This window comes from Mesorhizobium sp. WSM4815, from assembly GCF_055811575.1.
In genome coordinates this window covers 85958-110695 of sequence record NZ_JBVVQS010000082.1, presented here as the reverse complement: position 1 = coordinate 110695, position 24738 = coordinate 85958, and the positions used below count along the sequence as shown (strand labels likewise).

The window sequence follows — 24738 nt, the reverse complement described above, 5'->3', positions numbered from 1 at the left end:
GCAGTAGGGCAGTAGGGCAGTAGGGCAGTAGGGCAGTAGGGCAGTAGGGCAGTAGGGCAGTAGGGCAGTAGGGCAGCGCCTCATGAGCGCGGCATGCACTACATACTCCCCTATACCCTAAAGCTTGTCGATCACCGACTGCACGCCTTCGGTCGGTGCGTCGACCGACGATCCCGCGACCATGATGGCAGCGACGATCGCTTCCGGATCGTCGACCACCAGCGGCCTGACCCGCTGCGCGGTGTGGATGAAGCCTTCGGCCATCATATGGTCGAGCAGCGCCAGCATCGGGTCCCAGAATCCTCCAACGTTGCCGAAGACGATCGGCTTGCGATGATGGCCGAGCTGGCCCCAGGTCATGATCTCGATGATTTCCTCGACCGTGCCGATGCCGCCCGGAAGCGCCACAAACGCGTCGGATTTCTCGAACATCGTATGTTTGCGCTCGTGCATGTTTTCGGTGATGACGAGCTCGTCAAGCCGGTCAAGCGCGGTTTCGGTGGCCTCCCTGTTGATCAGGAAGCGCGGAATGATCCCCGTCACCTTGCCGCCGGCCCGCATTGCGCCCTCGGCGACGGCTCCCATGATGCCCCTGGTGCCGCCGCCATAGATCAGACGCAGGCCGGACTTGGCGATCGAACGCCCAAGCAGGTGTCCGGCCTTGGCATAGGTTACATCGCGGCCCGGAGACGAGCCGCAATAGACGCAGATGGATCGAATCGTGTTCATGAGATGATTGGTGATGGGGTCTTTATTCGCGGTCAAGCCCGGGCGGGTTTTTTCTTGTCGGCCCCGTTTATTCGTGTCGGCCCTTTTTCCTGTCGGTCCCCCTTGTTCTTGTCGCCTTGGGCAAAACAGGCTAGACCGCATTAGGTGGCTAAGGGCAGGGAAATATGGCAATTAATCCTTTGAAGGCGTTTTTGTTCGTCGTCGGCGGCTCCGTCGCCGCGGCGGGAACCGCCTATGTGTCGGGCGCGCTCGATCCGTATCTCAATCGCACGCCGCCGGCGGAAGTGGCATCGCTGACGCCGCTGGTGGAGACGCCGGCCGAACCAGTGACCGATGCACCGCCGCCGCTGGCGCCTGCCGCTGGTGCGATGGCACCGGCAGCGCCGGCCACGGCCGATGCGATTGCGCCGACTTTCGACATCGTTCGGGTCGAGATCAAGGGCTCTATTGTCGTCGCCGGCAAAGCCGCACCCAACGCCAAGGTCGAGATTCTCAACGGTTCGACGGTTCTCGGCTCGACGGTCGCCGGTGCCGATGGCGCTTTTGCCATCGTTCTCGACGATGCGCTGAAACCCGGCGATTACACGATCGCGCTGCGCTCGATGACCGGCAATGTCGTGACCCCCTCGGCGCAGACGGCTATCGTCTCGATTCCCAAGAGTCCTGCTGGCCAGGTGCTGGCGATGATCGAGGAGCCGGGCAAGGCCTCCGAATTGCTCACCGTTCCTACACCCGAGACAAAGCCTGAATCGCCGCCTGCCGGCGACAAGGCGGCCGCCCCGGCTTCCGAGGACTCCGCTGCCGAGGACTCCGCTGCCGCAGCACCAGCCCCAGCCGCACCGGCTGCCACGGCGCCGGCCACCGTCGAAGCCGTCCCCGCGCCCGCTCCGGGCGGGCCGGCCGCACCAGCGACACCAGCTGCAGGGCCAAAGGTCGTCGTCGAAGCGATCGAGATCGACGGCAACAAGATCTTCGTCGCCGGGCTCGCCGACCCCGGCCGCAAGGTACGCGCCTATGCCAACGATATCTTGCTCGGCGACGCGAAGACTTCGCCCGACGGCCATTTCCTGGTCGAGGCGACGCGCAACATTCCGGTCGGCACCTATACGATCCACGTCGATGCGCTCGATGCCGACGGGGTCAAGGTGGTGGCCCGTGCCGCCGTGCCGTTCGAGCGCGAGCCGGGCGAGTCGATCGCCGCCGTGGCGCCTGCCGAGGCAAAGCCGGCCGCGCCGGCAACCACGCCTGCGGCGCCCGCGGCCGAGGCGCCAGCCGATATGGCGGCTGCGACGCCCCCGACCGGAGTGCCCGAGACCGCGGCGCCGAAGCTCGAACACGCCGACAGCGCCGTTATCATCCGCCGCCGCGATACGCTGTGGCGGATTTCGCGGCGCGTCTACGGCCAAGGCGTTCGCTACTCGACCATCTACCTCGCCAATCAGGATCAGATCAGGAATCCCGACCGCATCTGGCCGGGGCAGGTGTTCAAGGTCCCCGGAAAATCGCAGGAAGGCGAAGCCGCCAACCTCAAGGCGATGGGCGACCAGATGACGACGGCCCCGACAAAGGCCAACTAGAAATCCTTTTCTTCTCTAGCGGGCTCTTGCGGAAAGTTCATTCATCGTCTATCGCCGATAGACGATGAACGCTCCCTTGACCGAGAAGACCTGCCGCTTCGCCGACAGCCAGACCGTCGCCGCGAAGCTCGCCGCGCTTTCGCATCCGACCCGGATCGAAATTCTCCGGCACCTTTCGGCCAGCCGCTCCTGCTGCTGCCGCGAGGTCGTCGACCATCTCGACCTGGCGCAGTCCACCGTTTCGCAGCACCTGAAGATACTTGTCGATGCCGGGCTCGTCCGCTACCAGCCGGATCGGCAACGCTCGCGCTATGAAGTCGACAGCGATGCGCTCGAAGATCTTTCTGCATCGCTGGCCGCGCTGGTCAATTCGTGCTGCTCCGGCCGCTAGACCATCATCTCGAACGAAGGCCGCGTCAGCGAAAAGTGGAAGCCGGTTTTCGGTAAAGATCATGGTCAAGCAATAAGAAATACGAAAAGGCGATAAAATGGCCGAAAAAACCGTCTCCGCCGATTCTGGCTCGACCTTCAAGACATTGCGCAATCTTTGGCCCTATATGTGGCCGGCCGACCGTGCCGACCTGCGGGCGCGGGTGGTGTGGGCAACGGTGCTTCTGGTCGTCGCCAAGCTGACGCTGGTTGCCGGTCCCTACTTCTTCAAATGGGCGACCGATGCGCTGGCTGGTGACGCCAAGTCGGCGCCGCCGCTGCCGGCCTTCATGCTGGCGCCGGTCATGCTGGTCATCGCCTACAATGTCGTGCGGCTGGTGCAGCTCGGTTTCAACCAGCTGCGCGACGCGCTGTTTGCCCGCGTCGGCCAATATGCGGTGCGCCAGCTCGCCTTCCGCACGTTCGTCCACATGCATCAATTGTCGCTGCGCTTCCATCTCGAGCGCCGCACCGGCGGCCTGTCGCGCATCATCGAGCGCGGCACCAAGGGCATCGAGACGATCGTCCGCTTCACCGTGCTCAACACCTTGCCGACCATCCTCGAATTCGCGCTGACAGCCGGCATATTCGCGGTCACCTATGGCTGGAAGTACGTGGCTGTGGTGGCGGTGACGGTCTGCCTCTATATCTGGTTCACCATCAGGGCGAGCGACTGGCGCATCGTCATTCGCCGCGACATGAACGACAGCGACACCGATGCCAGCACCAAGGCGATCGACTCGCTGCTCAATTTCGAAACGGTCAAGTATTTCAACAACGAGGGCATGGAAGCCGAGCGCTTCGACCGTTCGATGGCGCGCTACGAGACCGCCGCCACCCGGATATGGACCTCGCTCGGCTGGCTGAACTTCGGCCAGGGCGTCATCTTCGGTCTCGGCACGGTTATCGTCATGTGCCTTTCGGCGCTGGAGGTGCAGGCCGGCACGCAGACGGTTGGAGACTTCGTCTTCATCAACGCCATGCTGATCCAGCTTTCGGTGCCACTCAACTTCATCGGCTTCATCTATCGCGAAATCCGCCAGGGCCTGACCGACATCGAGCAGATGTTCGATCTGCTCGATGTGCCGCAGGAGATCGTCGACAAGCCGGGTGCCAAGCCGCTGGTCGTCGGCTCCGGCAAGGTCGAGTTCCGCGACGTGCAGTTTTCCTACGATCCCAACCGCAAGATCCTGAAAGGCGTCAGCTTCGAAGTGCCGGCCGGCAAGACGGTTGCCATTGTCGGGCCATCGGGCGCCGGCAAGTCGACCATTTCGCGGCTGCTGTTCCGCTTTTACGACATCCAGGGCGGCAAGATTCTGATCGACGGCCAGGACATTCGCGACGTGACTCAGCAGAGCTTGCGCGCGGCGATCGGCATGGTGCCGCAGGACACCGTGCTGTTCAACGACACCATCGCCTACAACATCCGCTACGGCCGCGTCGATGCCAGCGAGGAGGATGTGCGCAAGGCGGCAGAACTCGCCCAGATCGGGCCGTTCATCGAGCGGCTGCCCGACGGCTACCGTTCGATGGTTGGAGAGCGCGGACTGAAATTGTCCGGCGGTGAGAAGCAGCGCGTGGCAATCGCCCGCACCATTTTGAAGGCGCCGCCGATCCTGATGCTCGACGAGGCGACCTCGGCTCTCGACAGCCATACCGAACAGGAGATCCAGGCGGCACTCGACCTCGTCAGCAAGGGTCGCACCACCATCGTCATCGCCCACCGGCTGTCGACGGTGATTTCGGCCGACGAGATCATCGTGCTGCAGGACGGCCAGATCGCCGAGCGCGGCACGCATGCCGCCTTGATGCGCAAGGCCGGCCTGTACGCGTCGATGTGGGATCGCCAGCGTGAGGCAACCGAGGCCGAGGAGCGGTTGCGCATTGCTCGCGAGCGCGACGAGTTCGGCGTTGTCGTCCGCCGCCGCCCCTCCGAGGTGTCGTAGCCCCTACGGCCAGCCAGCTCCCGGCGCGGAACCTTCGATGCTGAGCACCTGGCCGGTGCGCGCATCGCTGATCATGTGCTCGAAGCCGCGCCATTCGGCGGCGACGATGAACAGCGTCTTGCCGTCGGCGCCGCCGAGCATGCAGGCAAAGCAGCCGCGATCGGCATCGACACTGTCGAGCATCGCCCCGCCCTCGCGCACCCGCACGCAGTGCCGGTTGGGGACGTCGGCATACCAGATGGCGCCTTCGGCATCGAGGCAGATGCCGTCGGGAAAGCCGTTGCCGAGGTCGGCCCATCGCCGCCGGTTGGCAAGGCCGCCATCGGCGGCGATGTCGAAGGCGGTCAGCCTGTTGGCGTGGGACTCGGCGACGATCAACGTCTTGTTGTCAGGCGACACCACCATCCCATTGGCGAAGGCGATCTTGTCCGCCACCTGCCGCACCGACCCGTCCGGTGCAATCAGCACGATGGTGCCGGGGCCGAAATGCTGGCCGGGAACCGGCGCTGGCCCACCGCCATTGACGTAGATGTTGCCGCGCCCGTCGACGACGATCTCGTTCCAGGCGTTCCCTGAGAGGTGTCGCAGATCGGCGTGGGTGACCAGCGTCCCGTCTGCTTCCTGCCGCAGCACCAAGCCCTCACGCCCGCAGACGACGACCAGGCGACCGTCCGGCAGCCAGTCGACCGAATAGGGCAGGGTGGCCGGCACGGTGAGCATGACCTCACTGTTGCCGTCGGCATCGACGGCGATGATCTGGCCGGTTCCCCAGTTGCAGATCCAAAGCCTGCCATCATGCCAGCGCGGCGATTCGCCGAACGCCAGACCGTTCATCACGACCCGCGCTTCCTTTGCTGCTGATTTCCGTGACAGCATTTGTTGCCTCCATCTTTCGTTCGGCGGGCGCTTTGACAAGGCCCGTATCTCCAAGGACGCATGAGGCCGGTTCGCCCCGACACCAGTCATGCTTTTTTGGACAGGCGCATTGGACCCCTTCCAACGCCCGCGATCGGCTAATGCGGACGAGAACGCCGGATCCGGCGTTCCTTCATTGTCGCGTTGCGGCCACAGGGTGTTTCCGCTATTGAGGCCGGACCTGAAACTAGGCTGTTTCCATTCCATGGACCTCGTCGACACGATCAAGAAAACGTTGGTTCCGATCCATCGCGAAGGCTATCCGTTTATCGCCGCCTTCGCAGCGGTGACGCTTTTCCTCGGCTATTTCTCTTCGATCCTGTTCTGGATCTGCCTCATGCTGACGGCCTGGTGCGTCTATTTCTTCCGCGATCCCGAGCGCGTCACGCCGGTCGACGACCGGCTGGTGGTGAGCCCGGCCGACGGCATCATCACGGCGGTCGGTCCTGCAGTGCCACCGCGCGAACTTGGCTTCGGGGGCGGCGAGATGACCCGCATCTCGGTGTTCATGGACGTCTTCTCCTGCCACGTGAACCGGGCTCCCGTGCGCGGCCGCATCACAAGGATAGAGCATCGGCCCGGCCAGTTCCTCAACGCCGCACTTGACAAGGCGAGTGCCGACAACGAGCGCAATGGCCTGGTTATCGACAGCCCCAACGGCACGGTGGCCGCGGTGCAGATCGCCGGCCTGGTGGCGCGGCGCATCGTCTGCTGGGCCGAGACCGGCGGCACGATCGGCATCGGCGAGCGCTTCGGGCTGATCCGCTTCGGCTCGCGCGTCGATGTGTTCCTGCCGTCGACCGCAACGCCGCGTGTCGCCGTCGGCCAGACTGCGGTCGGCGGTGAAACCATACTGGCCGAATTCGGCGGCGTTGCCGCAACGCCGCTCGTGCGGGTGTCCTGAGCCGTGGGCGCGCCGTTCAAAAAATTCGAGGCGCATGGCAGCGGCGGCCCGCGCATCCGTGAAATTCCGATGCGCATGGTGCTGCCCAATCTTGTCACAGTGCTCGCCATCTGCGCCGGCCTCTCGGGCATCCGCTTCGGCTTCGAAGGCCGTTTCGAGCCGGCAGTGGTGATGGTGCTGCTGGCCGCCTTCCTCGACGGCATCGACGGCCGTCTGGCACGCATGCTGAAGGCGACGTCCAAATTCGGCGCGCAGATGGATTCGCTGGCCGACATCGTCAATTTCGGCGTAGCACCCGCGCTGGTGCTCTATGCCTTCCTGCTCGACCAGGCCGGCTCGCCGGGCTGGATTGCCGCGCTGCTGTTCACCATCGCCTGCGGGCTGAGACTCGCTCGCTACAACGTGCTCGACGAAGAAACTGATCGCCCGCAGTGGCAGACCGAGTATTTCGTCGGCGTGCCGGCGCCGGCGGGCGCCGTGCTGGTGATGCTGCCGCTTTACCTGTACTTCCTGCGGCTTGGTGTGGAGCCGTCCCGCCCTGCCGCCTTCATCGCCGCCGGTTTCACCGTTCTGATAGCCTTCCTGCTGGTCAGCCGGCTGCCGGTCTATTCCGGAAAAAGCCTGAAAGTCCCGGGCGACAAGGTGCTGCCGATCATCCTCGGTGTCGTCCTCTACATCCTGCTGTTGATGACCTATCCCTGGTACACGCTGACGGCGTCGGTTGCCGGCTATCTGCTCTTCCTGCCGCTCAGCATCCGCGCCTATTCCAGGCGCGCCAAGCGCGAAGGCGAGAAGGTGCCGCCTTCGGACTTCGGCTGACAGATCTGTCGCCAATTCGCTGATAGTTCAATTAGTTCAAGTCGGACGCATCCCGCTCTAGCGGAACCTGCCGGCGTCTTGTCCGTTCTGACTCAGCGGGCGAGGCGAGCGACGTCGCGAACGCCTCGCTATCAGCCTTGAAGCTGCTGTCCCAGGCGCAGGAGCTTAAAGAAGAGTGAGGAGAAATGGCTGTCGTCCTCATTGGCGCGTTGCTCATTGTCGCTGGCGTTGTGTATATGGCCGGCGCAGCCCTTTGGCGTGGGCGGCTCAGCGATCCGGCGCCTGCTCGCGCGGCGCCGGATCGCTCGACGCCAAATCTTGCAACGCCAGGCCCGACACTTGAGCCGCGGCGGCGCGGCCTCGGTTTCCTCGGGCTGTCGCAGAACTGGCCGGGCCTGCTGATGATGGCGGTCGGGTTCATCCTGCTGTTGGCGGTGGTGGTCCTGTAATGCATGTCGCCCAAAAGCATGCCCTCGGGCCTGACCCGAAGGTGCGCAGCGATTTTGGGACAACAAGATGCATTCAAGCAAGAACTTAAAGCGCGTCGCATAAATCCCTCCAGACGCGACGCGCTTTAGGCGCTAGGCCGCCGCGCTGAGCCCCAGTCGGTCAATCGCCAGTTTGCGGGTCGAGACGTAGTCGGTCTTGCCGGAGCCCAGCACCGGGATTTCCTCGACCTTGACGATGTCGTTCGGCACCATCAGATCGGCGGCGCCGGCTTGTCTGCCGAATTTGCGCAATTCATCGGGGTCGGCGTCATCGGCGGTGGTGACCAGCACGATACGCTCGCCGCGGCGCTCGTCCGGCACCGCCACCACAGCGTGGTGCTCTTCCGGCCACAGCGACTGCACCAGCATCTCGACCGCGCCCAGCGACACCATCTCGCCGGCGATCTTGGCGAAGCGCTTGGCCCGGCCGCGAATGGTAATGAAGCCCTCGCGGTCGACAGAAACAATGTCGCCGGTATCGTGCCAGCCGTCGAGCGGCTGCAATTCCCCGGGCCGATCTGAGGTCATGTAGCCCATCATCAAATTCGGCCCCTTGAGCAATAACCGTCCGGCGCCGCTGATGCCCTCGACCGGCTCGAGCTTCATGCGCATGCCCGGCAACAGTCGCCCGACCGTGCCGTCGCGGCCGTGGATGGCGGTGTTGACGGCAACGACGGGCGCTGCCTCGGTCAGCCCGAAACCCTCGATGATCTCGGCCTGGAAGCGCTCCCGGTAGACGCGGCGCGTCTCCGGTTTCACCGCCTCGGCGCCGGCGACGATGAAGCGCAGGCTGGAGAAATCGCCGTCCTTGGCGGTGCGCGCATAGTTGGCGAGGAACGTGTCGGTGCCGAACATGACCGTCGGCCTTGCCTTGCGGGCGACCTCGGGGATCAGCTTGTAGTGCAGCGGCGAGGGGTAGAGGAACAGTTTCACGCCGGTGACCAGCGGCAGGATGGTGCCGCCGGTGAGCCCGAACGAGTGGAACACCGGCAGCACGTTGAGCAGGATGTCGGCCGGCGAGATGGTGATGCGGGCCTCAGCCTGCATCGCGTTGGCGAGAAGATTTCTGTGCGACAGGACCACCGCCTTCGGCGTGCCTTCCGAGCCTGAGGTGAACAGGATCACCGCTGGTTTGGCCGCATTCTGCGGCTGCAGCGGCCAGCGCCACAGCAAGGCGGCGGCGAGCTTGTCCAGTACGGTTACGCTGGCCCGCACATCCTCCAGCCACAACAGCCTGGCGCCGCCTTCCTCTACCGCCGCGACGATGTCAGCGAGGCTGGCCTTGTCGACAAAGGCGCGCGACGAGACCACGGTGCGGATCTCCGCCGTGCGCACGGCGGCGGTGACGCTGGCCGGGCCTGCGGTGTAGTTGATCATCGCCGCCACCCGGCTCGCCGACAACAGGCCAACGAGTGACAGCACGACACCGTTGGCGTTGGGCAGCAGCACTCCAACCGCTTCATTCGGCGCCGTCACCGCCTCGAAGCGGCGGCCCAGCACCCGCGCGCCGATGAACAGCTTTCTGTAATCCAGCGTGCCGCTCACCACGTCTTCGACGATGGGATGCGAGGCGCCGACTCGGTCGGCGGCGTCGCGTATGGCGAGGAACAGGCCGCGGTCAAGATCGCTGCCGAAAAGCCGGGCTTCGGCGAAACGGTCGAACAGCGCATTGGTGTTCGAAGACTGATCAGGGTTTCGCGCTACCAACTCGGCGATGGTCATCGGCTCTAGCACGCTGATCGACAGGCTTGGAAACCAGCGCCGCGGCGCCTTGTCCGCCGGCGTCAGCGATACCGGCAGCGTGCGCGCGCCGGCAACGAAGATCGGCACGATGCGGGCGTCGGCCTGCATGGCGATGCGGGTGACGGCGCGAAACAGGCGAAATGTCTTGATGTCAGGCTCGACCGCATCCGGCAGATAGACGGCAAGGCGGCCCTTGCCCTTCAGCACCCGCACCAGCCGGCGGCTGACGAAGACATGCTCAGCGTTGAAAGCGATAGTGCGGCCAAGCTCGCGCCATGGTTCGAGCCAGGGTGATCGCGCCGAGACCTCGTCGAGGATGTGCAGCGTGTCTTCCGGCAGCAGTGACAGCATCAGCGCCGGTTCGAGGCGCGACTGGTGCGAAATGACGTAAATGACCGGGGCGGCTGTTCTGCGGGCGATCTTGATACGATCATCGGCAATCCGGTAGACGAGCTTGAACGGCACATAGAGCAGCGCCTGCGTGAAGCGCAGGCCGAGGCGGAATTTTTCCACCACGCCGATCAGCAGCCAGGCCGCGACGAGACCCGCAAGCAGCGCCAGTGTCAGGATCATGCCGCGTCTCTCCCAACAGATTTTGACCTCGCGGCTCTTCGTGACCGCTTCGATGAGAACCTAGACGAAGTGGGCTCAACGTCAATGCGGAGGTTCTTTCTTCTCGCCGCCCGCCGTGCCCGATACTCCTTGATGGGCGTCGCCACAATCTTCGTCAGTTTCGGCGTCTTGCCGTATTCGGCGCAAATGCAGATGCTGCTCGAACAGCCCACCGCATTCGGCACCTCGCCTACATTTGCGAATGGGTGTCCGGTTCGTAGACTATGTTGGATGCTCCGTGAGACAGTCAGATGGGTGCAGATCTTGTCTTTAGAGAAGGCCCTGTTCGGTCGACCGGAACCTTTGCAGGGAGGAAGCGTTCCTCGCCTTACGCTACAACCGCAGGCTATCGCCCGGTAGGGGGGCATACCCTGCCGCTATTTGTCTGTTGGGGGGTGCGATGCACGACTATTATAACCTCGGTCGATATAGCCGGCCGGTGACGACAAGCTCGTCCGAGGCTCAGGTCTGGTTCGATCGCGGCCTCATCTGGCGTTATGGATTCAACCACGAAGAGGCGGTCAAGTGTTTCCGCAAAGCGGCCGAATGTGATCCCGGCTGCGCCATGGCCCATTGGGGCGTCGCCTATGCCCTCGGCCCCTATTACAACAAGCCGTGGGCCGACTTCAACGAGGAGGACCTTAAGCAGACGCTGGTCGAGGCGCGCCGCGCGACGGAGGAAGCGCTGGCGCTCGCCAATGGTGCGGGGCCGGTGGAGAAGGCGCTGATCCGGGGGTTGGAGCGTCGCTACCAGTCGGATCACGTGGCGGATAACGAAGACCTGCGCACCTGGAGCGACGCCTATGCGGGGGCAATGCGGAAAGTCTACGCAGCGTTTCCGGACGATGCCGACGTCGCCGCGCTCTTCGCTGAGGCATTGATGGACCGCACACCCTGGCAGTTGTGGGACCTCGAGAGCGGCGAACCCGCTGAGGGCGCCGATACAGTCGAAGTCGTGGCGGTGCTGGAACAGAGCCTGCGCCTATCGGATGAGCGTGAGGTCGCGCACCCCGGCCTCATCCATCTCTACATTCACGCCATGGAGATGTCGCCGCATCCCGAACGGGCACTGCGCCCGGCCGATACCCTTCGCGATCTCGTGCCGGACGCCGGCCATTTGCGGCACATGCCCTCGCACATCGATATTCTCTGCGGTGACTATCACTCAGCGCTAGTCGCCAACGAGCGGGCAATCGAAGCCGACCGCAAGTATCTGGAGCGGGAGGGTCCCTTCAACTTCTATACCCTCTCGCGATGTCACGACTATCATTTCAAGCTTTATGCGGCGATGTTCCTCGGCCAGTTCCGTCCCGCCCTGGAAGCAGCCAACGAAATGCTTGCCACCGTCCCGGAAGCGCTGCTGCGACAGGCAACGCCGCCGATGGCCGACTGGCTGGAAGGCTATTTGCCCATGAAAGCGCACGTGCTGGTGCGGTTCGGCAAATGGCAGGAGATTCTGGACGAACCGCTTCCCGAGGATCCAGATCTCTACCGCGCGACCACGACGGTCTGGCACTATGCTAAGGGCATTGCCCATGCCGCGCTCGGACAAACAGCCGTGGCCGAAGCGGAGCAGCGCCGCTTCGAGGAGGCGTTCGCCCGCGTTCCGGAAGCGCGCATGTTCTTCAATTACCGCTACGTCGACATCCTGGCGGTCGCCGCGGAGATGCTTCGAGGCGAGATCGCGTATCGGAAGGACGATCACGAAGCGGCCTTCGCGCATCTCCGCGCCGCAGTGGCGCGGGACGACGGCCTTCCCTATGACGAGCCTTGGGGCTGGATGCAGCCGACACGGCACGCCCTTGGGGCCTTACTCCTCGAGCAGGGGCACGCCCGAGAAGCGGCGCAGGTCTATGAGGCGGATCTGGGAATGGATCGTGGCTACAGACGGATCTCGCGGCACCCCGACAACGTCTGGGGCCTGCACGGCTATGTCGAAGCCCTGCATCGGCTTGGCCAGCACGAAGAGGCCGACGCCATTCAGCCTCGCCTCGATCTGGCGATGTCGCGGGCCGACGTCGAGATTCGCGCGTCGTGCTTTTGCCGTCTCGGCGACGAGTGCTGCGCGTCATGATCAACGCGCCGTTGCGGGTGTTGCCCGTTTCAGCCGTGAGACGAATGCCTGCGCCCTATCTCTCCCCGCAAGGGAACCCAAGGGGCGTCATTCACGCCGCTTTCAGCCTCCCGCTGATGAAGCGGAATTCCTGCGTCTTGCCGCCATAGCCATAGGCGGCGGCCGGGACTTCATGCACGAAGGCATAGCTCTCCTCATGCACCTTGCCCAGCAGGCTGCCAAAGCCAAGGAAGAGCGCCTTGAGATAGGCCTCCAGCTCGAGCTTGGTGTTGGTGCCGTCGACCACCTTGATGTCGAGCCAGAAACTGTTGGCGTCATGCTCGGCCAACGACTTGCCGCCGGCGAACCAGTGCTCCGGGTCATGGTAGGAAATGGCCACCGCTGTGATCGTCGCATCCTTGCGCAAATGCGTGGCGGTCAGTTCGGTCACCTGCCTGGCGATAGCGGCGGACAAAACGGCATCGGGCTTGCCTGTGACGCTGACATTGATGATCGGCATAATTTCTCTCCTCGGGATTACGCGGCGTCTCCTCGCCGTCAGAAATCTTTGCCATCGCTTCTGCGTTATGAAAATCGAATTGTTTTCAGGGAAAACTTTGATACCGTCGAATTATGACAATGCTCGACCCCGACCTCCTCAAAACCTTTCTCGCCTTCGTCGACCGCGGCTCGCTGGCGCAGGCGGCGTCATTTGTCGGGCGCTCGGCGTCGGCGGTGACCACGCAGATGCAGCGGCTTGAGGATATTGTCGGCGAACCACTTCTGGCGCCGCAGGGAAGAGGGCGCGTCCTGACGCCGGCGGGCGAAGATCTGGCCGGTCATGCGCGGCGCATCCTTGCTGTGCATCGCGAAGCGTGGCTGGCCCTCAAGGGCGTGCGAGCCGATGGGCGCGTGGCCATCGGCACGACACAAGATTTCGCCGACAGCGGGCTGCCGGATTTGCTCAGGGCCTTTGCCGCGAGCTATCCGCGCGTCAGGATCGAACTGCGCGTCGGCCGCTCCGCCGAATTGGCCGAGGCGCTGCAAACCGGCATCCTCGATCTGATGGTCGCCATGCGACAGGCTCCGGCGCCGGACGAGATCGGCGTGCTCCGCGAACCGATGATGTGGCTCTGTTCGCAAAGAGGCTTGGCCACACACCAGGACGAACTGCCGCTGGCGCTGCTCGATCCGCATTGCGGCTTTCGCGAAGCGGCGATCGCGGCACTCGACAGGGCAGGCCGCCGCTACCGCATCGCCGCCGGCAGTGCCAGCCTGGCCGGGCTGCGCACGGCGGTGCATGCCGGCATTGCTCTGACGCTGCGGACGGCGCGGTTTGCCCATTCCGGCATCGTCGAGGCACCGCGCGGGTTTGGCCTGCCGCAGGTTCCCATCGCCGAGTTCGCCATCCGGCTGCGCCAGGATGCCGAGCCCCCGGCCCAGGATCTGGCTGCGCTGTTCAGCGGCAACCTTGCCTTGCCAGGCGCACCGAGCTGATTTCGCAAAAGAAAAAGCCGACCTTGCGATCGGCTATAGGTTAGACGGGCCGAGGGGTTTGGGGGGACTTGGATGACCCGTCAAAGCCAACAATGCCTGAACCTGTTGATGGTTCCATGACCTTGCTAATTTATTTGCACCCGCAGTTTTATTTTCGGGGGCAAATTTTTCTCAGGCAGAGCGCTGCCTGGCCGCTTGCCAGTCGCGCCCGCCATGGGCGAACACCGCGCAGAGCACGATGGCGCCGCCGATCATGCTGGCGGCTGGCGGGACCTCGGCCAGGAACAGGAAGGCGAACAGGATCGCGAACGGTACTTCAGCCGAGCCCAGCAGGCCGGATTCGGCAGCCGGAATGAGCCGCGCGCCCTCCGTCCACAGAATAGAGGCCAGCGCGAACGACGTGCCGAAGGCGACGAGCAACACTGCGTCCCTGGCCGAGACGGCCAATGGATCGGTGACGAACCAACCGAGCACGAACAAAAGGAATGCCGACACCGCCCCGGCCCACACTACCGGCGTGTCGCGGAAAGCGCGCACCATGATCATGTAGAGCGCGCTGCCGATTGTCATCAGCAGCGCCAGCCCGTCGCCGAACAGATGGCCGGTGCCGAAGCCGGACCAGACCATGATCGCCACGCCGCTGAGCGACACGGCGGCGGCGGCAAGCGTCTGCAGCCGGAAGCGCTCACGAACCAGAATGAAGGCAGGCAGCGCGGTGACGAAGGGCGCAGTGGCGTAGATGATCGCAACATTGGCGACGAAGGTGAACTTGAACGCCGAGATGAAGGCGATGCTGGCTAGCGCGCCCTCGCTCGCCAACAGCCAGCCGCGCCAGCCGAGGCGCAGGCTTTCACGCCCACCGGATTGACGGCGCCGCCAAAGCACATAGAGGGTGATCAGGATCGACCCAACGAAGCCCCGCCAGCAGGTGATGGTCAGCGGATCGGCATTGATCGACTTGGTTAGCACGCCGGTGAGGCCGAAGACGGCTGCCGACGCCGAAACCAGGATGATGCCAAGGGTGCGCTCGGCGGCGGTGTCAGGCATGGTTGGGAATCCGGTCATGTCACCAGACTATGCTGCCCTGTCCTGACACCGTACTGTCAGCAGGGGATGCCGTATCCTGCAGCCGCTGCGGAAATGCCCTTTTGCAAGTCGATTCATCTCATCAAAGCCGATGTGTCAGTTCGACACGAAGTGATCTTGCCTCTCCCACGGCTCCTGCGGACCGCGAACATCCCTGTTGACTCGGCCCCAGGGTCAGCCCCGATAGAAAGGCGGTCAACAGCAACAAGGTGATTCATGAACTCTTCCGCCCAGTTCCTGAACGCTTCCGAAGCCGCCGGCCGGCTCGGGGTGTCGGCCAAGGCCCTGCGGCTTTATGAGCAGCGCGGCCTGATTGCTCCGATCCGCACTGCGGCCGGATGGCGCGCCTACGGTCCTGTCGAAATGAGCCGCGCCGCCGAGATCGCGGCCCTGCGCGCGCTTGGCTTCAGCCTAGCCCAGGTGGCGCGGGTGATGGAGGGTGACTCCCGGGGCATGGAGCCGGCCTTGGCCGCACACCAGGCAGTACTCGAGAGCCGGCTGCGCCAGCTTGTCGGCGTAATAGAGAAGATCGGCAGCCTGCGGGACGACCTCGCTCGAGGCGAAGCGCCAAGCGCCGGGGAACTGGCGCGCCTGCTGGCGCCAGAGGCTACGCTCAGCGTCGCTTTCGACCTTCCCTGGCCTTGGGGAGGCGAGCGGTTCGAACTGGGACAGATCCGACCGCTGAACTACATCATCGGCCCGCTGGGCAGTGGCAAGACCCGGCTGGCTCAGCGCCTGGCCGAGACATTGCCTGACGCCGCCTTCCTTGGCTTGGATCGACTGGCGAATGGCTGTGCGGCGGCTCCGGCTCGTGTGGACGCCGACCCAGCTCTCAGGTCGCGGGTCGATCAGACGCTGGCCTGGCTCGTCGAGGACGGTGCCGCGGTGTCCGACGCAATGATCGCTCTACTCGTCGGATTGGAAGCCGAAGGTCCGGCCATCCTGGTCGTCGACATGATCGAACAGGGGCTGGATCAAGCCTCGCAAGAAGCCCTGATTGCCCATTTGCGTCGCCGCGGCCCCGGCGGTCGACCGCTTTTTCTGCTCACGCGCTCCTGCGCGATACTCGACCTGGCGGCTGTCGGCACCGACGAAGCGATCATCCTCTGCCCCGCCAATCACAGCCCGCCAACGTACGTCGCCCGGTACCCCGGCACTCCCGGCTACGAGGCCGTCGCCACCTGCCTGGCCTCACCCGAGGTGCGGGCGCGGACGGACGGCGTCATCGCGTGGCGGCCCCAGGCCGCATGAAAGGCATCAAGTCTAACGACGCAGCAATGTCTGGACAGCTTGTCACTCCGATCCAAATGTCGTGAAATCAAGGTTTAGGCCGTACCGGTTCTATTCGAGTATCGTGACGAGCGATGAAAATGACTGCCGAAAAGGGTTGGACATGGACACCACCGGACTGAAGGCCATGCAGGCGCCGCTCAAGGAGGCGTATCGCGACGACGCATCGCGCGCGCTGATCACGCTTCGGGCCAAGGGCTCGGTCGACGACCAGTCGATCGCCTGCAAGGTCGAGACCGGCAGGGCGCTCGCCGTTGCCGGTCTGCATCCGGCTACCGGCGGTTCCGGGCTCGAACTGTGCTCGGGCGACATGCTGCTGGAAGCGCTGGTCGCTTGCGCTGGCGTAACGCTGAAGGCAGTGGCGACGGCGCTGGAGTTCAAACTCGGCGCCGCCACCGTGGAGGCCGAAGGCGATCTCGATTTTCGCGGCACCTTAGGCGTGGCAAAAGATGCGCCGGTCGGCTTCCGCGCCATCCGGCTGAATTTCAACCTCGACAGCGACGAGCCACAAGAGCGCGTCGACACACTGCTCAAGCTGACCGAACGCTATTGCGTGGTGTTTCAGACCATCAATACGAGGCCGGAACTGACGGTCAGCGCTCAGCGCTGAACGCGCGCCGCCGGCTACTCGCTTTCGCCCTCGTCGGCGAACGGCGAGGCGCTCGGCACGCACTGCACCGACCAGCCGGCCGGCGTTGGCTGCTTCTGATATTCGGTGACGGCGAAGGCGCACTGTTCGCGAGTGTCGAACGTGCTGGGCAGCACCACCATGCCGCCTTGCGGGCCGGCAATCACCAGATACCAGACCAGCGCTACGCTCGAAGCCATGGAAATTTCCTCGCTTGTTGTGGGAGTCGGGTGATCCTATCAATTCTGGGCGATCGGCGAAAGCGCAGCCTGGCGCGGTGGGTCGCCACGCCAGCGTGTTCTGCATTTGTTGGGCCGGCTCAGTTCACGGCAAAGCAGTAGAACAGGCCGTCGCCGCCGGTGCTCCTCAGTGCCTCCTGACTGCAGCCGCCGCGTGAAGCGTGCGAGGAATTCCACGATTTGGCGGCGGCCGAATCGTCGAGACCGGTGCGGTCGTGATGGCCCGTCATTGCCGCACCTTCCGCTCCGCTGAGCGTCCAGTCGCCGCAGGTCTGGTCGGCAATTTTCGTGCCGTCGGGCTTGGACCCGGTCAGCACGTCGTGGCGGTTGGGCTTGTCGCCGCGGCCGTTGATCACTTCGCCCTTTTCGTTGAGCGCCGTCTGCTTGGTGATGGCGTTGGCATCGCTATGCAGCGAAGCGACATCGTCGGCGATCTTGACGCCCTTGGCGTTGAACCACGGTCCCGTGCCAATGCGATCGCGTGCATCGGTGTCGCTGGTCGAGAGGTAGGCGTGCCATGTCTTGCCCGTAACGCCCGCGGCTTCAGCCAGCGAGGCGCAATGCGCATCGGCGCCCGCGAGGCCGCCGAGATCGGCGCCCTTGCCCGAGCCGACGCTGGTGACGAAGAAGCTCATCGTCGCATCCTGCGAGGATGCGACGCCGATGGCTGCCAGCGATGCAGCGGCGGTGACGAGAAGCAGTCTGCGCATGGTGGTCCTCCGTTTCGGAAAATCTGGCATTCCAATAACGTCGGCGGCGGCGCAATTCGTCCGTCGAAATGCGCGATGCGTCTACTCCGGTTGCCGGTAGGCAACAAAGCGGTTGTGCTTGGCCTGGAAGATCAGCCCGGTTTCCGTAAGCGCAGGGCTGGCCAGCGGCACGATGCGTTTGGCGATCTCCTGGGGATGCGGCAGCGTCTCCGGATCCTCACCGGGCACCGCCTGCGCACGCATGGCGGTGCGGGTGGCGCCGGGATCGGCGGCATTGACCCTGAGGGCCAGGTTTTCCGTCTCATGCGCCCAGGAACGCATCATGGTCTCGACTGCCGCCTTCGACGCCGCGTAGGGCGCCCAGAAGGCCCGCGCCGAATGGGCGGCATTGGAGGAAAGCACGATGGCACGGCCTGCGTCGGAGAGCCTGAGCAACGGGTCGACCGAGCGGATCAGCCGCCATGTCGAGGTAACGTTGATGGTCATAACTTTCTCGAAAGTCTTGGCCTCGACATGGCCGATCGGCGAGATGACGCCGAGCACCGCCGCATTGGCGACCAAGATATCGAGCTTGCCCCATCGCTCATGGATGGCGCCGCCCAGCCGGTCGATGCCGGCCATGTCGGCGAGGTCGAGCGGCACAAGCGTGGCTTGTCCGCCCGCCGCCTTGATCTGGTCGTCGAGTTCCTCCAGCCCACCGACGGTGCGGGCAACGGCGATGACGTGTGCGCCGGCGGCGGCAAGTTCCAGGGCGATGAAGTAGCCGATGCCGCGCGAGGCACCGGTGACGACCGCGACGCGGCCGGAAAGGTCGAGGGCAGGGGTCATGAGTTATTCTTGGCTTGCTGGTCTAAGAACGACAGCTGAAGGAAGGAAATCAACTGCTTGGCGGAATTCTCATCAAGAGGAACAAAAACTGTTGAATCACCGCCGATAGCTTTGACGACGACGTATCTGTTTTGGGTCTCCCTTGACTCTCTCACTTGGCAAAAAAGAAACCCGCTACCAAGAGGCGTCTCAATATCGACCTCGGAATCTATCTGATCTTTGAGCAAGGATTTCGCAAAAGAGAATGAATCACTGAGGTTCTTCCACAAGCCCCTTCGAGTGCTCATGTCTCACCTCGCTCCGGAGTTGGAATTCTACGCCCCGCCCGCCGCCAGCAGCGACAGCGTGCGCACATTGTCCGAACCTTCGAAATCGGCAAGCCGGGTCGGATATTGCCCGGTGAAGCAGGCGTCGCAGAATTGCGGCTGCTCATTGTCGCGGCCGGCCTCGCCGACTGCGCGGTAGAGCCCGTCGATCGACAGGAAACCGAGCGAATCGACGCGGATGAATTCGGCCATCTCTTCCACCGACATGCGCGACGCCAGCAGCTTCGACTTCTCCGGCGTATCGACGCCGTAGAAACAGGAAGCGCGCGTCGGCGGCGAGGCGATGCGCATGTGCACTTCCTTGGCGCCGGCATCGCGCACCATCTGCACGATCTTCTGGCTGGTGGTACCGCGCACGATCGAATCGTCGACCAGCACCACGCGCTTGCCTTCGATCATGCGGCGGTTGGCGTTATGCTTGAGCTTGACGCCCATGTGGCGGATCGAATCGCCGGGCTGGATGAAGGTGCGGCCGACATAGTGATTGCGGATAATGCCGAGCTCGAACGGGATGCCCGCGGCTTGCGAAAAGCCGATCGCCGCCGGAGTGCCGCTGTCCGGCACCGGCACGACGATGTCGGCCTCGACCGGGCTTTCGAGCGCCAGCTCGGCGCCGATGCGCTTGCGTACCTCGTAGACGTTGCGGCCCTCGACCGACGAATCCGGACGCGCGAAATAAACATATTCGAAGATGCAGAAGCGGGTTTTCTGCGGCTCGAACGGAAACAGGCTCTCTATGCCCTTGGCGGTGACGACGACCATCTCGCCGGGCTTCAGGTCGCGCACGAAACGCGCGCCGATGATGTCGAGCGCGCAGGTTTCGGAAGCCAGGATCCAGGCGCCGTCGAGATCGCCGAGCACCAGCGGCCGGATGCCGAGCGGATCGCGGCAGCCGATCATCTTCTTTGAAGTCATCGCCACCAGCGAGAAGGCACCTTCGACCTGGCGCACCGCATCGATGAAGCGCGAGTTGAGATCGCGTTCCCTGCTGGTGGCGACCAGATGCAGCAGTGTCTCGGTGTCGGAGGTCGACGAGAAGATCGCGCCCTGTTTCTGAAGCGCGCGCTGCACCGTCATGGCGTTGGTGAGGTTGCCGTTGTGGGCGACGGCGAAGCCGCCATCGGCGAGCTCGGCGAAAAACGGCTGGATGTTGCGCTGGCCGGCGCCGCCGGTGGTGGCGTAGCGCGTGTGGCCGATGGCGCGGTTGCCTTGCAGGCTGTCGATGACGCGCTGTTTGGTGAACGTATCGCCGATCAGGCCGACATGATGTTCGACATGGAACTGGGTGCCGTCATAGGAAACGATACCGGCCGCTTCCTGGCCCCGGTGCTGCAACGCATGCAGGCCGAGCGTGACGATAGCCGCAGCGTCCTGCCGGCCAAAAATACCGAACACGCCGCATTCGTCATGGAAATGATCGTCAGCCTCGGCGGAAAGCACGTCGTCTGCGTCTGCCATCTTCAGCTCCGCTAAAGTCGCTATATAGTGTGATGACGGCTCGAGAGCAACGTAGAGTTTGCGGCCTTCACATGATCGTCAGTTTGCCGGCGCCGGATTGGCCGGTGCATTGTCGGCCGGTGGTGCGTCGGTCTCGCTGCCGTCGGGCGCCGGAGCATCGTCGCCGGTCGCCGGTGCGTCCGCCGCGGGTGCATCCGCTGCCGGAGGTGTCTCGGCGCCGGTCTCGGGTGCCGGCTGATTCGGATTGAGCCTGTTGAGGATCGCGTTTTCCGGATCCTCGGGCAGCAGGCTTTCGAGCTTGGCGCCGATCGATTCGAGCAGCGGCCGCGACTTGGCATCGGCGACCCAGCCCGGAGCCTTGGGGCCGGCCAGCCAGTTGAAGAACAGCAGGGCCACCGCGACGACCAGGATGCCGCGCGCCGCGCCATAGAGGAAACCAAGCGTGCGGTCGAGCGCGCCGACCCTGGAATCGATGATCCAGTCGGCGAGCTTCATGGTGATGATGGAGACGACGATCAGCGCGACGATGAAGACGATGCCGGCGGCCACCACCATGGCAATCTTCTCATTGTCGACATAGGGCTGAACGTAAGGCAGGACCGGTTGGTAGAAAAAGAACGCTGCCGCGGCCGCCGCTATCCAGGAGATGACGGAAAGGACCTCGCGCGAAAAGCCGCGAACCATGGCGAGCATCGCCGAGACCAAGGTGAAGCCGACGAGAATTCCGTCAAGCAGCGTAATCGGCATGTCTTTTGCCCCACTTCATGAGCCGCGTCATTCTTCCTCGTCGGCGCGGCTGCGCCGTGAGCCGGCTATGCGCGCCACGAGATCGGCAAGCTCGGTGGGCTGGAAAGCGCCGGCCCCTATCCCCCCGGCAAGTTCCTCGCTGCCCAAGGGCAGAACCGCGCTTCCAAAACCCAGCTTTTCGGCTTCCTTCAGGCGCTGCTGCGCGTGCGCAACCGGCCTCACGGCGCCCGAAAGGCTGATTTCGCCGAAATAGACGCAATCGGCGGGAAGGGCAAGACCGGTGAGCGAGGAAACCAGTGCGGCCGCCACCGCCAGATCGGCGGCCGGCTCCGAGATACGGTAGCCGCCGGCGACGTTGAGATAGACGTCATGCGTGCCAAAGCGGACCCCGCAATGGGCTTCAAGGACGGCAAGGATCATCGACAGCCGGGCGCCGTCCCAGCCGACGACGGCGCGGCGCGGCGTGCCCAGCGACGACGGCGCCACCAGCGCCTGGATCTCGACCAGCACCGGCCTGGTACCTTCCATGCCGGCGAAAACGGCGGCGCCCGGCGCTTTCGCATGGCGTTCGCCGAGAAAAAGCTCGGATGGATTGGCGACCTCGCGCAGGCCCATATCAGACATTTCGAACACGCCGATCTCGTCGGTCGGTCCGAAGCGGTTCTTGACCGTGCGCAGGATGCGGTAGTGGTGGCCGCCTTCGCCCTCGAAATAAAGCACCGCGTCGACCATATGCTCGACGACGCGCGGCCCGGCGATCTGGCCTTCCTTGGTGACGTGGCCGACAAGCACGATCGCCGCCCCTGTGGATTTGGCATAGCGGATCATCGCCTGGGCGGCGGCACGCACCTGGGTGACGGTGCCGGGTGCCGAATCGGCCATGTCGGTCCACAAGGTCTGGATCGAATCGAGGATCACCAGGTCCGGCCGCTTGCCGTCGGCGATGGTGGCGAGGATGTCCTCGACATTGGTTTCGGCGGCAAGCTCCACCGGAGTATCGGCGACGCCGAGCCGCTGCGCACGCAGCCTGATCTGGGCGACCGCCTCTTCGCCCGAGACGTAGACGATGCGGTGGCCCTTGGACGCCAGTGCTGCGGCCGCCTGGGTCAACAGCGTCGACTTGCCGATGCCGGGATCGCCGCCGACCAGCAGGGCCGAGCCGCGCACGAAACCGCCGCCGGTAGCGCGGTCGAGTTCGCCGATGCCGGAAACGATGCGTGGCGCGTCCTCGATGTCGCCGGACAAGGTCGTGAGCACCACGGCGCGGCCCTTGCGCGCATTGCGGGTGTTGGCCGGGCCCGACCCGATGCCGCCGGACGTGCCTTCCTCGACCAGCGTGTTCCACTCGCCGCAGGCATCGCATTTGCCAGCCCAGCGCTGATGCACCGAACCGCAATTCTGGCAGATGAACTGGACGCGCGATTTAGCCATGAAATCTCGCATACCTTAGAAGGGAGGCGGATCGAGAACGTCCGCATTTTCGGCCGGGATTTGGCGAGCGCGGATACAATTCAGTGTTTCTTGGCGAGAGCGCGTACTTCGGCAAGCGACTCATCGAGCAACTGCGGATTGGGCGACAGCATCTGGGTGTCGTAAATGGAGATCATGCCTTGAGTTTGGCCTGCAAACTCAGGCTGCGTTTTTCGCGCCTCCTCATCAATCGCGTCGACGTAAAACAAGAAATTTTGCCCAGCCAGAACAGGCACGCCGCATCCTCCCATGATCAGAGTGGTCGTGGAGATCACACCATTCGGTTCCGGGTTGCCCTTGAACACCTCCATTGTCTCGTAGCGAACGTTAACCAGTATCCGACCATCACCCTCATCGGCTGCGACAATTCCAAGCTTTGTCGGACTAAGCTCTGTGGCTGTCACCAAGCCTCGGAACACCAGGGCCGCCTCAGCAAATGCTCGTTGTGGCGTCCAGTTTGCAGGCATTGAACAAGCTGAAGCGACGTCAGGCAGGACAGCCGCGCTGACGAGCACGAGAGTCAGGCGGACAGAAAACCTGAAACGCTTACCCATGCCTACTCAAACCTCTCCGCAATATGATGCTCCTCGGCGAGGTCGGAGAAGCGGGTGAACTCGCCCTGGAAGGCGAGGCTGACCGAGCCGGTCGGTCCATGGCGCTGCTTGGCGACGATGACCTCGGCCTTGCCGCGCATCTCGTTCATCTCGTGTTCCCATTTGATGTATTCGTCGGTGCCGGGCTTCGGCTCGCGGTTCTTCAGATAATATTCCTCGCGGTAGACGAACATCACCACGTCGGCGTCCTGCTCGATCGAACCCGATTCGCGCAGGTCCGAGAGCTGCGGGCGCTTGTCGTCGCGGCTTTCGACCTGACGCGACAGCTGCGACAGCGCGATGATCGGCACGGCAAGCTCCTTGGCCAGCGCCTTCAGGCCGGTGGTGATCTCGGTGATCTCCTGCACGCGGTTCTGCGAAGATTTGGCGCTCGACCCTTGCATCAGCTGGATATAGTCGATGACGATGACGTCGAGGCCGCGCTGGCGCTTCAGCCGCCGCGCCCGTGCCGACAGCTGGGCGATCGAGATGCCGCCGGTCTGGTCGATGAACAGCGGGATCTTCTGCATGGTCTGCGAACAGGCGACCAGCTTTTCGAAATCCATTTCGCTGATCTCGCCGCGGCGGATTTTCGACGACGGGATTTCGGTCTGTTCGGAAATGATGCGGGTGGCGAGCTGTTCCGACGACATTTCGAGCGAGAAGAAGCCGACGACGCCGCCATTTGCCGCCTTGAACGAACCGTCGGCCTGTTGCGCCGGCACATAGGCTTCGGCGATGTTGAAGGCCATGTTGGTGGCAAGCGAGGTCTTGCCCATGCCCGGGCGGCCGGCGATGATGATCAGATCGGACGGCTGCAGGCCGCCCATGCGGCGGTCGAGATCGCGCAGGCCCGTGGCGACGCCCGACAGGTGCCCGTCGCGCATATAGGCGGCGTTGGCCATGTCGACTGCGGTCTTGACCGCGTCGGTGAAGCTCTCGAAGCCGCCATCGTAGCGGCCGGTCTCGGCCAGTTCGAACAGGCGCCGCTCGGCGTCCTCGATCTGCTCGGATGGCGACATGTCGACCGGCGCGTCGTAGGCGATGTTGACCATGTCTTCGCCGACGGTGATCAGGGCGCGTCGCGTGGCGAGATCATAGATGGCGCGGCCGTAGTCGGCGGCATTGACGACGGTGACCGCCTCGACGGCCAGCCGTACGACATATTGCGCAACCGTCATGTCGCCGACCCTCTCGTCGGCCGGCAGAAAGGTCTTCAGCGTGATCGGCGTTGCTATCTTGCCCATACGAATGAGTTCGGCGGCGACCTCAAAGATCTTTCTGTGCAGCGGCTCGTAAAAATGGCCGGATTTCAGGAAATCCGACACGCGGTAGAAGGCGTCGTTGTTGACGAGAATGGCGCCGAGCAGCGCCTGCTCGGCCTCGATGTTGTTCGGTGCCTCGCGATAGAGCGGTGTTTCCGCCACGCCGAATTTTCGTGCTGCCTCTGCCATTACGTCCCCGATTTCGATGCCGGTCTCTCGATATCAGTAACGGGATAGGTCGGTGATGACTTATCTGCATCAGTCTTCATTCAATCAGCTTCGGTGCCCGCGATTCACAGCCAAGTTTTTTCGGTGGAAAGAATCTCGATTGACTCGAATCAAGATGGCGAGCCTAGCCGTTCTCGGGCGAGAACAAAACAGGAAAA

24 protein-coding genes are annotated in these 24738 nt (G+C 63.8%); 10 read left to right on the top strand and 14 right to left on the bottom strand.

All coding sequences use genetic code 11. The annotated features are described in order from the left end of the window. Window positions 1-117: 117 nt before the first annotated feature. Complete coding sequence (locus AC0L2B_RS07755) at window positions 118-729, bottom strand: LOG family protein (protein WP_027152697.1); 612 nt, start codon at window positions 727-729, stop codon at window positions 118-120. 164 nt (window positions 730-893) lie between these two features. Here AC0L2B_RS07755 and AC0L2B_RS07750 point away from each other — a divergent pair, with 164 nt between their 5' ends. The 3 genes from AC0L2B_RS07750 (at window position 894) to AC0L2B_RS07740 (ending at window position 4681) form a co-directional block, all read left to right on the top strand. Beyond that, window positions 894-2306 (top strand): Ig-like domain-containing protein, encoded by a 1413-nt coding sequence (locus AC0L2B_RS07750; protein WP_473744813.1) that lies wholly within the window; start codon window positions 894-896, stop codon window positions 2304-2306. A 64-nt stretch (window positions 2307-2370) separates the two neighbouring features. Then, window positions 2371-2697: an ArsR/SmtB family transcription factor gene (locus AC0L2B_RS07745; RefSeq protein ID WP_473744812.1), complete on the top strand. Its 327-nt coding sequence runs from the start codon at window positions 2371-2373 to the stop codon at window positions 2695-2697. A gap of 97 nt (window positions 2698-2794) precedes the next feature. Then, on the top strand, window positions 2795-4681 hold the full coding sequence (locus AC0L2B_RS07740; RefSeq protein ID WP_473744811.1) for an ABCB family ABC transporter ATP-binding protein/permease: 1887 nt from the start codon (window positions 2795-2797) through the stop codon (window positions 4679-4681). Between the two features lie 3 nt (window positions 4682-4684). On the opposite strand, the gene AC0L2B_RS07735 is transcribed toward AC0L2B_RS07740, so the two are convergent. After that, on the bottom strand, window positions 4685-5557 hold the full coding sequence (locus AC0L2B_RS07735; protein ID WP_473744810.1) for an SMP-30/gluconolactonase/LRE family protein: 873 nt from the start codon (window positions 5555-5557) through the stop codon (window positions 4685-4687). Window positions 5558-5801: 244 nt separating this feature from the next. Here AC0L2B_RS07735 and AC0L2B_RS07730 point away from each other — a divergent pair, with 244 nt between their 5' ends. The 3 genes from AC0L2B_RS07730 to AC0L2B_RS07720 all read left to right on the top strand — a co-directional run bounded on the left by AC0L2B_RS07730 (window position 5802) and on the right by AC0L2B_RS07720 (window position 7768). Next, window positions 5802-6500, top strand: a complete 699-nt coding sequence (locus tag AC0L2B_RS07730; protein WP_473744809.1) for a phosphatidylserine decarboxylase — start codon at window positions 5802-5804, stop codon at window positions 6498-6500. A gap of 3 nt (window positions 6501-6503) precedes the next feature. Further along, the gene (locus AC0L2B_RS07725) at window positions 6504-7319 is read left to right on the top strand and encodes a CDP-alcohol phosphatidyltransferase family protein (protein ID WP_023800727.1); all 816 of its coding nucleotides are present in this window, start codon (window positions 6504-6506) and stop codon (window positions 7317-7319) included. 185 nt (window positions 7320-7504) lie between these two features. Further along, the gene (locus tag AC0L2B_RS07720) at window positions 7505-7768 is read left to right on the top strand and encodes a hypothetical protein (protein WP_128247659.1); all 264 of its coding nucleotides are present in this window, start codon (window positions 7505-7507) and stop codon (window positions 7766-7768) included. Window positions 7769-7900: 132 nt separating this feature from the next. Here the strand turns inward: AC0L2B_RS07720 and AC0L2B_RS07715 are convergent, their stop codons facing one another. Beyond that, window positions 7901-10123, bottom strand: a complete 2223-nt coding sequence (locus AC0L2B_RS07715) for an AMP-binding protein (RefSeq protein ID WP_473744808.1) — start codon at window positions 10121-10123, stop codon at window positions 7901-7903. 439 nt (window positions 10124-10562) lie between these two features. Here AC0L2B_RS07715 and AC0L2B_RS07710 point away from each other — a divergent pair, with 439 nt between their 5' ends. Then, window positions 10563-12236, top strand: coding sequence for a tetratricopeptide repeat protein (locus AC0L2B_RS07710; protein ID WP_473744807.1), 1674 nt, complete (start codon window positions 10563-10565; stop codon window positions 12234-12236). Window positions 12237-12327: 91 nt separating this feature from the next. Here AC0L2B_RS07710 and AC0L2B_RS07705 read toward each other — a convergent pair whose 3' ends face one another. Continuing rightward, on the bottom strand, window positions 12328-12735 hold the full coding sequence (locus AC0L2B_RS07705) for a tautomerase family protein (RefSeq protein WP_023800724.1): 408 nt from the start codon (window positions 12733-12735) through the stop codon (window positions 12328-12330). Between the two features lie 113 nt (window positions 12736-12848). On the opposite strand from AC0L2B_RS07705, the gene AC0L2B_RS07700 reads away from it, so the two are divergent. Beyond that, window positions 12849-13712, top strand: coding sequence for a LysR substrate-binding domain-containing protein (locus tag AC0L2B_RS07700; RefSeq protein WP_473744806.1), 864 nt, complete (start codon window positions 12849-12851; stop codon window positions 13710-13712). Window positions 13713-13883: 171 nt separating this feature from the next. On the opposite strand, the gene AC0L2B_RS07695 is transcribed toward AC0L2B_RS07700, so the two are convergent. After that, window positions 13884-14759, bottom strand: a complete 876-nt coding sequence (locus tag AC0L2B_RS07695; RefSeq protein ID WP_473744805.1) for a DMT family transporter — start codon at window positions 14757-14759, stop codon at window positions 13884-13886. Window positions 14760-15014: 255 nt separating this feature from the next. On the opposite strand from AC0L2B_RS07695, the gene AC0L2B_RS07690 reads away from it, so the two are divergent. Together AC0L2B_RS07690 and AC0L2B_RS07685 are read left to right on the top strand one after the other, a co-directional pair. Next, window positions 15015-16049 carry a MerR family transcriptional regulator gene (locus AC0L2B_RS07690; protein WP_473744804.1) on the top strand — a complete coding sequence of 345 codons (1035 nt, stop codon included), beginning with the start codon at window positions 15015-15017 and terminating at the stop codon, window positions 16047-16049. A 142-nt stretch (window positions 16050-16191) separates the two neighbouring features. Beyond that, window positions 16192-16698 (top strand): OsmC family protein, encoded by a 507-nt coding sequence (locus AC0L2B_RS07685; RefSeq protein ID WP_128247654.1) that lies wholly within the window; start codon window positions 16192-16194, stop codon window positions 16696-16698. A 14-nt stretch (window positions 16699-16712) separates the two neighbouring features. On the opposite strand, the gene AC0L2B_RS07680 is transcribed toward AC0L2B_RS07685, so the two are convergent. The 9 genes from AC0L2B_RS07680 to AC0L2B_RS07640 form a co-directional block, all read right to left on the bottom strand. Then, window positions 16713-16916, bottom strand: coding sequence for a hypothetical protein (locus AC0L2B_RS07680; protein WP_027152685.1), 204 nt, complete (start codon window positions 16914-16916; stop codon window positions 16713-16715). Window positions 16917-17035: 119 nt separating this feature from the next. Continuing rightward, on the bottom strand, window positions 17036-17665 hold the full coding sequence (locus AC0L2B_RS07675; protein ID WP_473744803.1) for a hypothetical protein: 630 nt from the start codon (window positions 17663-17665) through the stop codon (window positions 17036-17038). An 81-nt stretch (window positions 17666-17746) separates the two neighbouring features. Beyond that, entirely contained in the window at window positions 17747-18493 is a 747-nt protein-coding gene (locus AC0L2B_RS07670) for an SDR family NAD(P)-dependent oxidoreductase (RefSeq protein ID WP_473516001.1), read from the bottom strand. Continuing rightward, window positions 18490-18780, bottom strand: a complete 291-nt coding sequence (locus AC0L2B_RS07665) for a hypothetical protein (protein WP_473744802.1) — start codon at window positions 18778-18780, stop codon at window positions 18490-18492. The genes AC0L2B_RS07670 and AC0L2B_RS07665 overlap by 4 nt, the downstream gene beginning before the upstream one ends. Before the next feature lie 27 nt (window positions 18781-18807). Beyond that, on the bottom strand, window positions 18808-20277 hold the full coding sequence (gene purF / locus AC0L2B_RS07660; RefSeq protein ID WP_023800717.1) for an amidophosphoribosyltransferase: 1470 nt from the start codon (window positions 20275-20277) through the stop codon (window positions 18808-18810). A gap of 78 nt (window positions 20278-20355) precedes the next feature. Further along, the gene (locus AC0L2B_RS07655; protein WP_023800716.1) at window positions 20356-21024 is read right to left on the bottom strand and encodes a CvpA family protein; all 669 of its coding nucleotides are present in this window, start codon (window positions 21022-21024) and stop codon (window positions 20356-20358) included. A gap of 27 nt (window positions 21025-21051) precedes the next feature. Then, window positions 21052-22455 carry a DNA repair protein RadA gene (gene radA / locus AC0L2B_RS07650; protein ID WP_473744801.1) on the bottom strand — a complete coding sequence of 468 codons (1404 nt, stop codon included), beginning with the start codon at window positions 22453-22455 and terminating at the stop codon, window positions 21052-21054. A gap of 80 nt (window positions 22456-22535) precedes the next feature. Further along, the gene (locus AC0L2B_RS07645) at window positions 22536-23048 is read right to left on the bottom strand and encodes a hypothetical protein (protein WP_128247650.1); all 513 of its coding nucleotides are present in this window, start codon (window positions 23046-23048) and stop codon (window positions 22536-22538) included. A gap of 2 nt (window positions 23049-23050) precedes the next feature. After that, window positions 23051-24541 carry a replicative DNA helicase gene (locus tag AC0L2B_RS07640; RefSeq protein ID WP_023800713.1) on the bottom strand — a complete coding sequence of 497 codons (1491 nt, stop codon included), beginning with the start codon at window positions 24539-24541 and terminating at the stop codon, window positions 23051-23053. Window positions 24542-24738 lie beyond the last annotated feature (197 nt).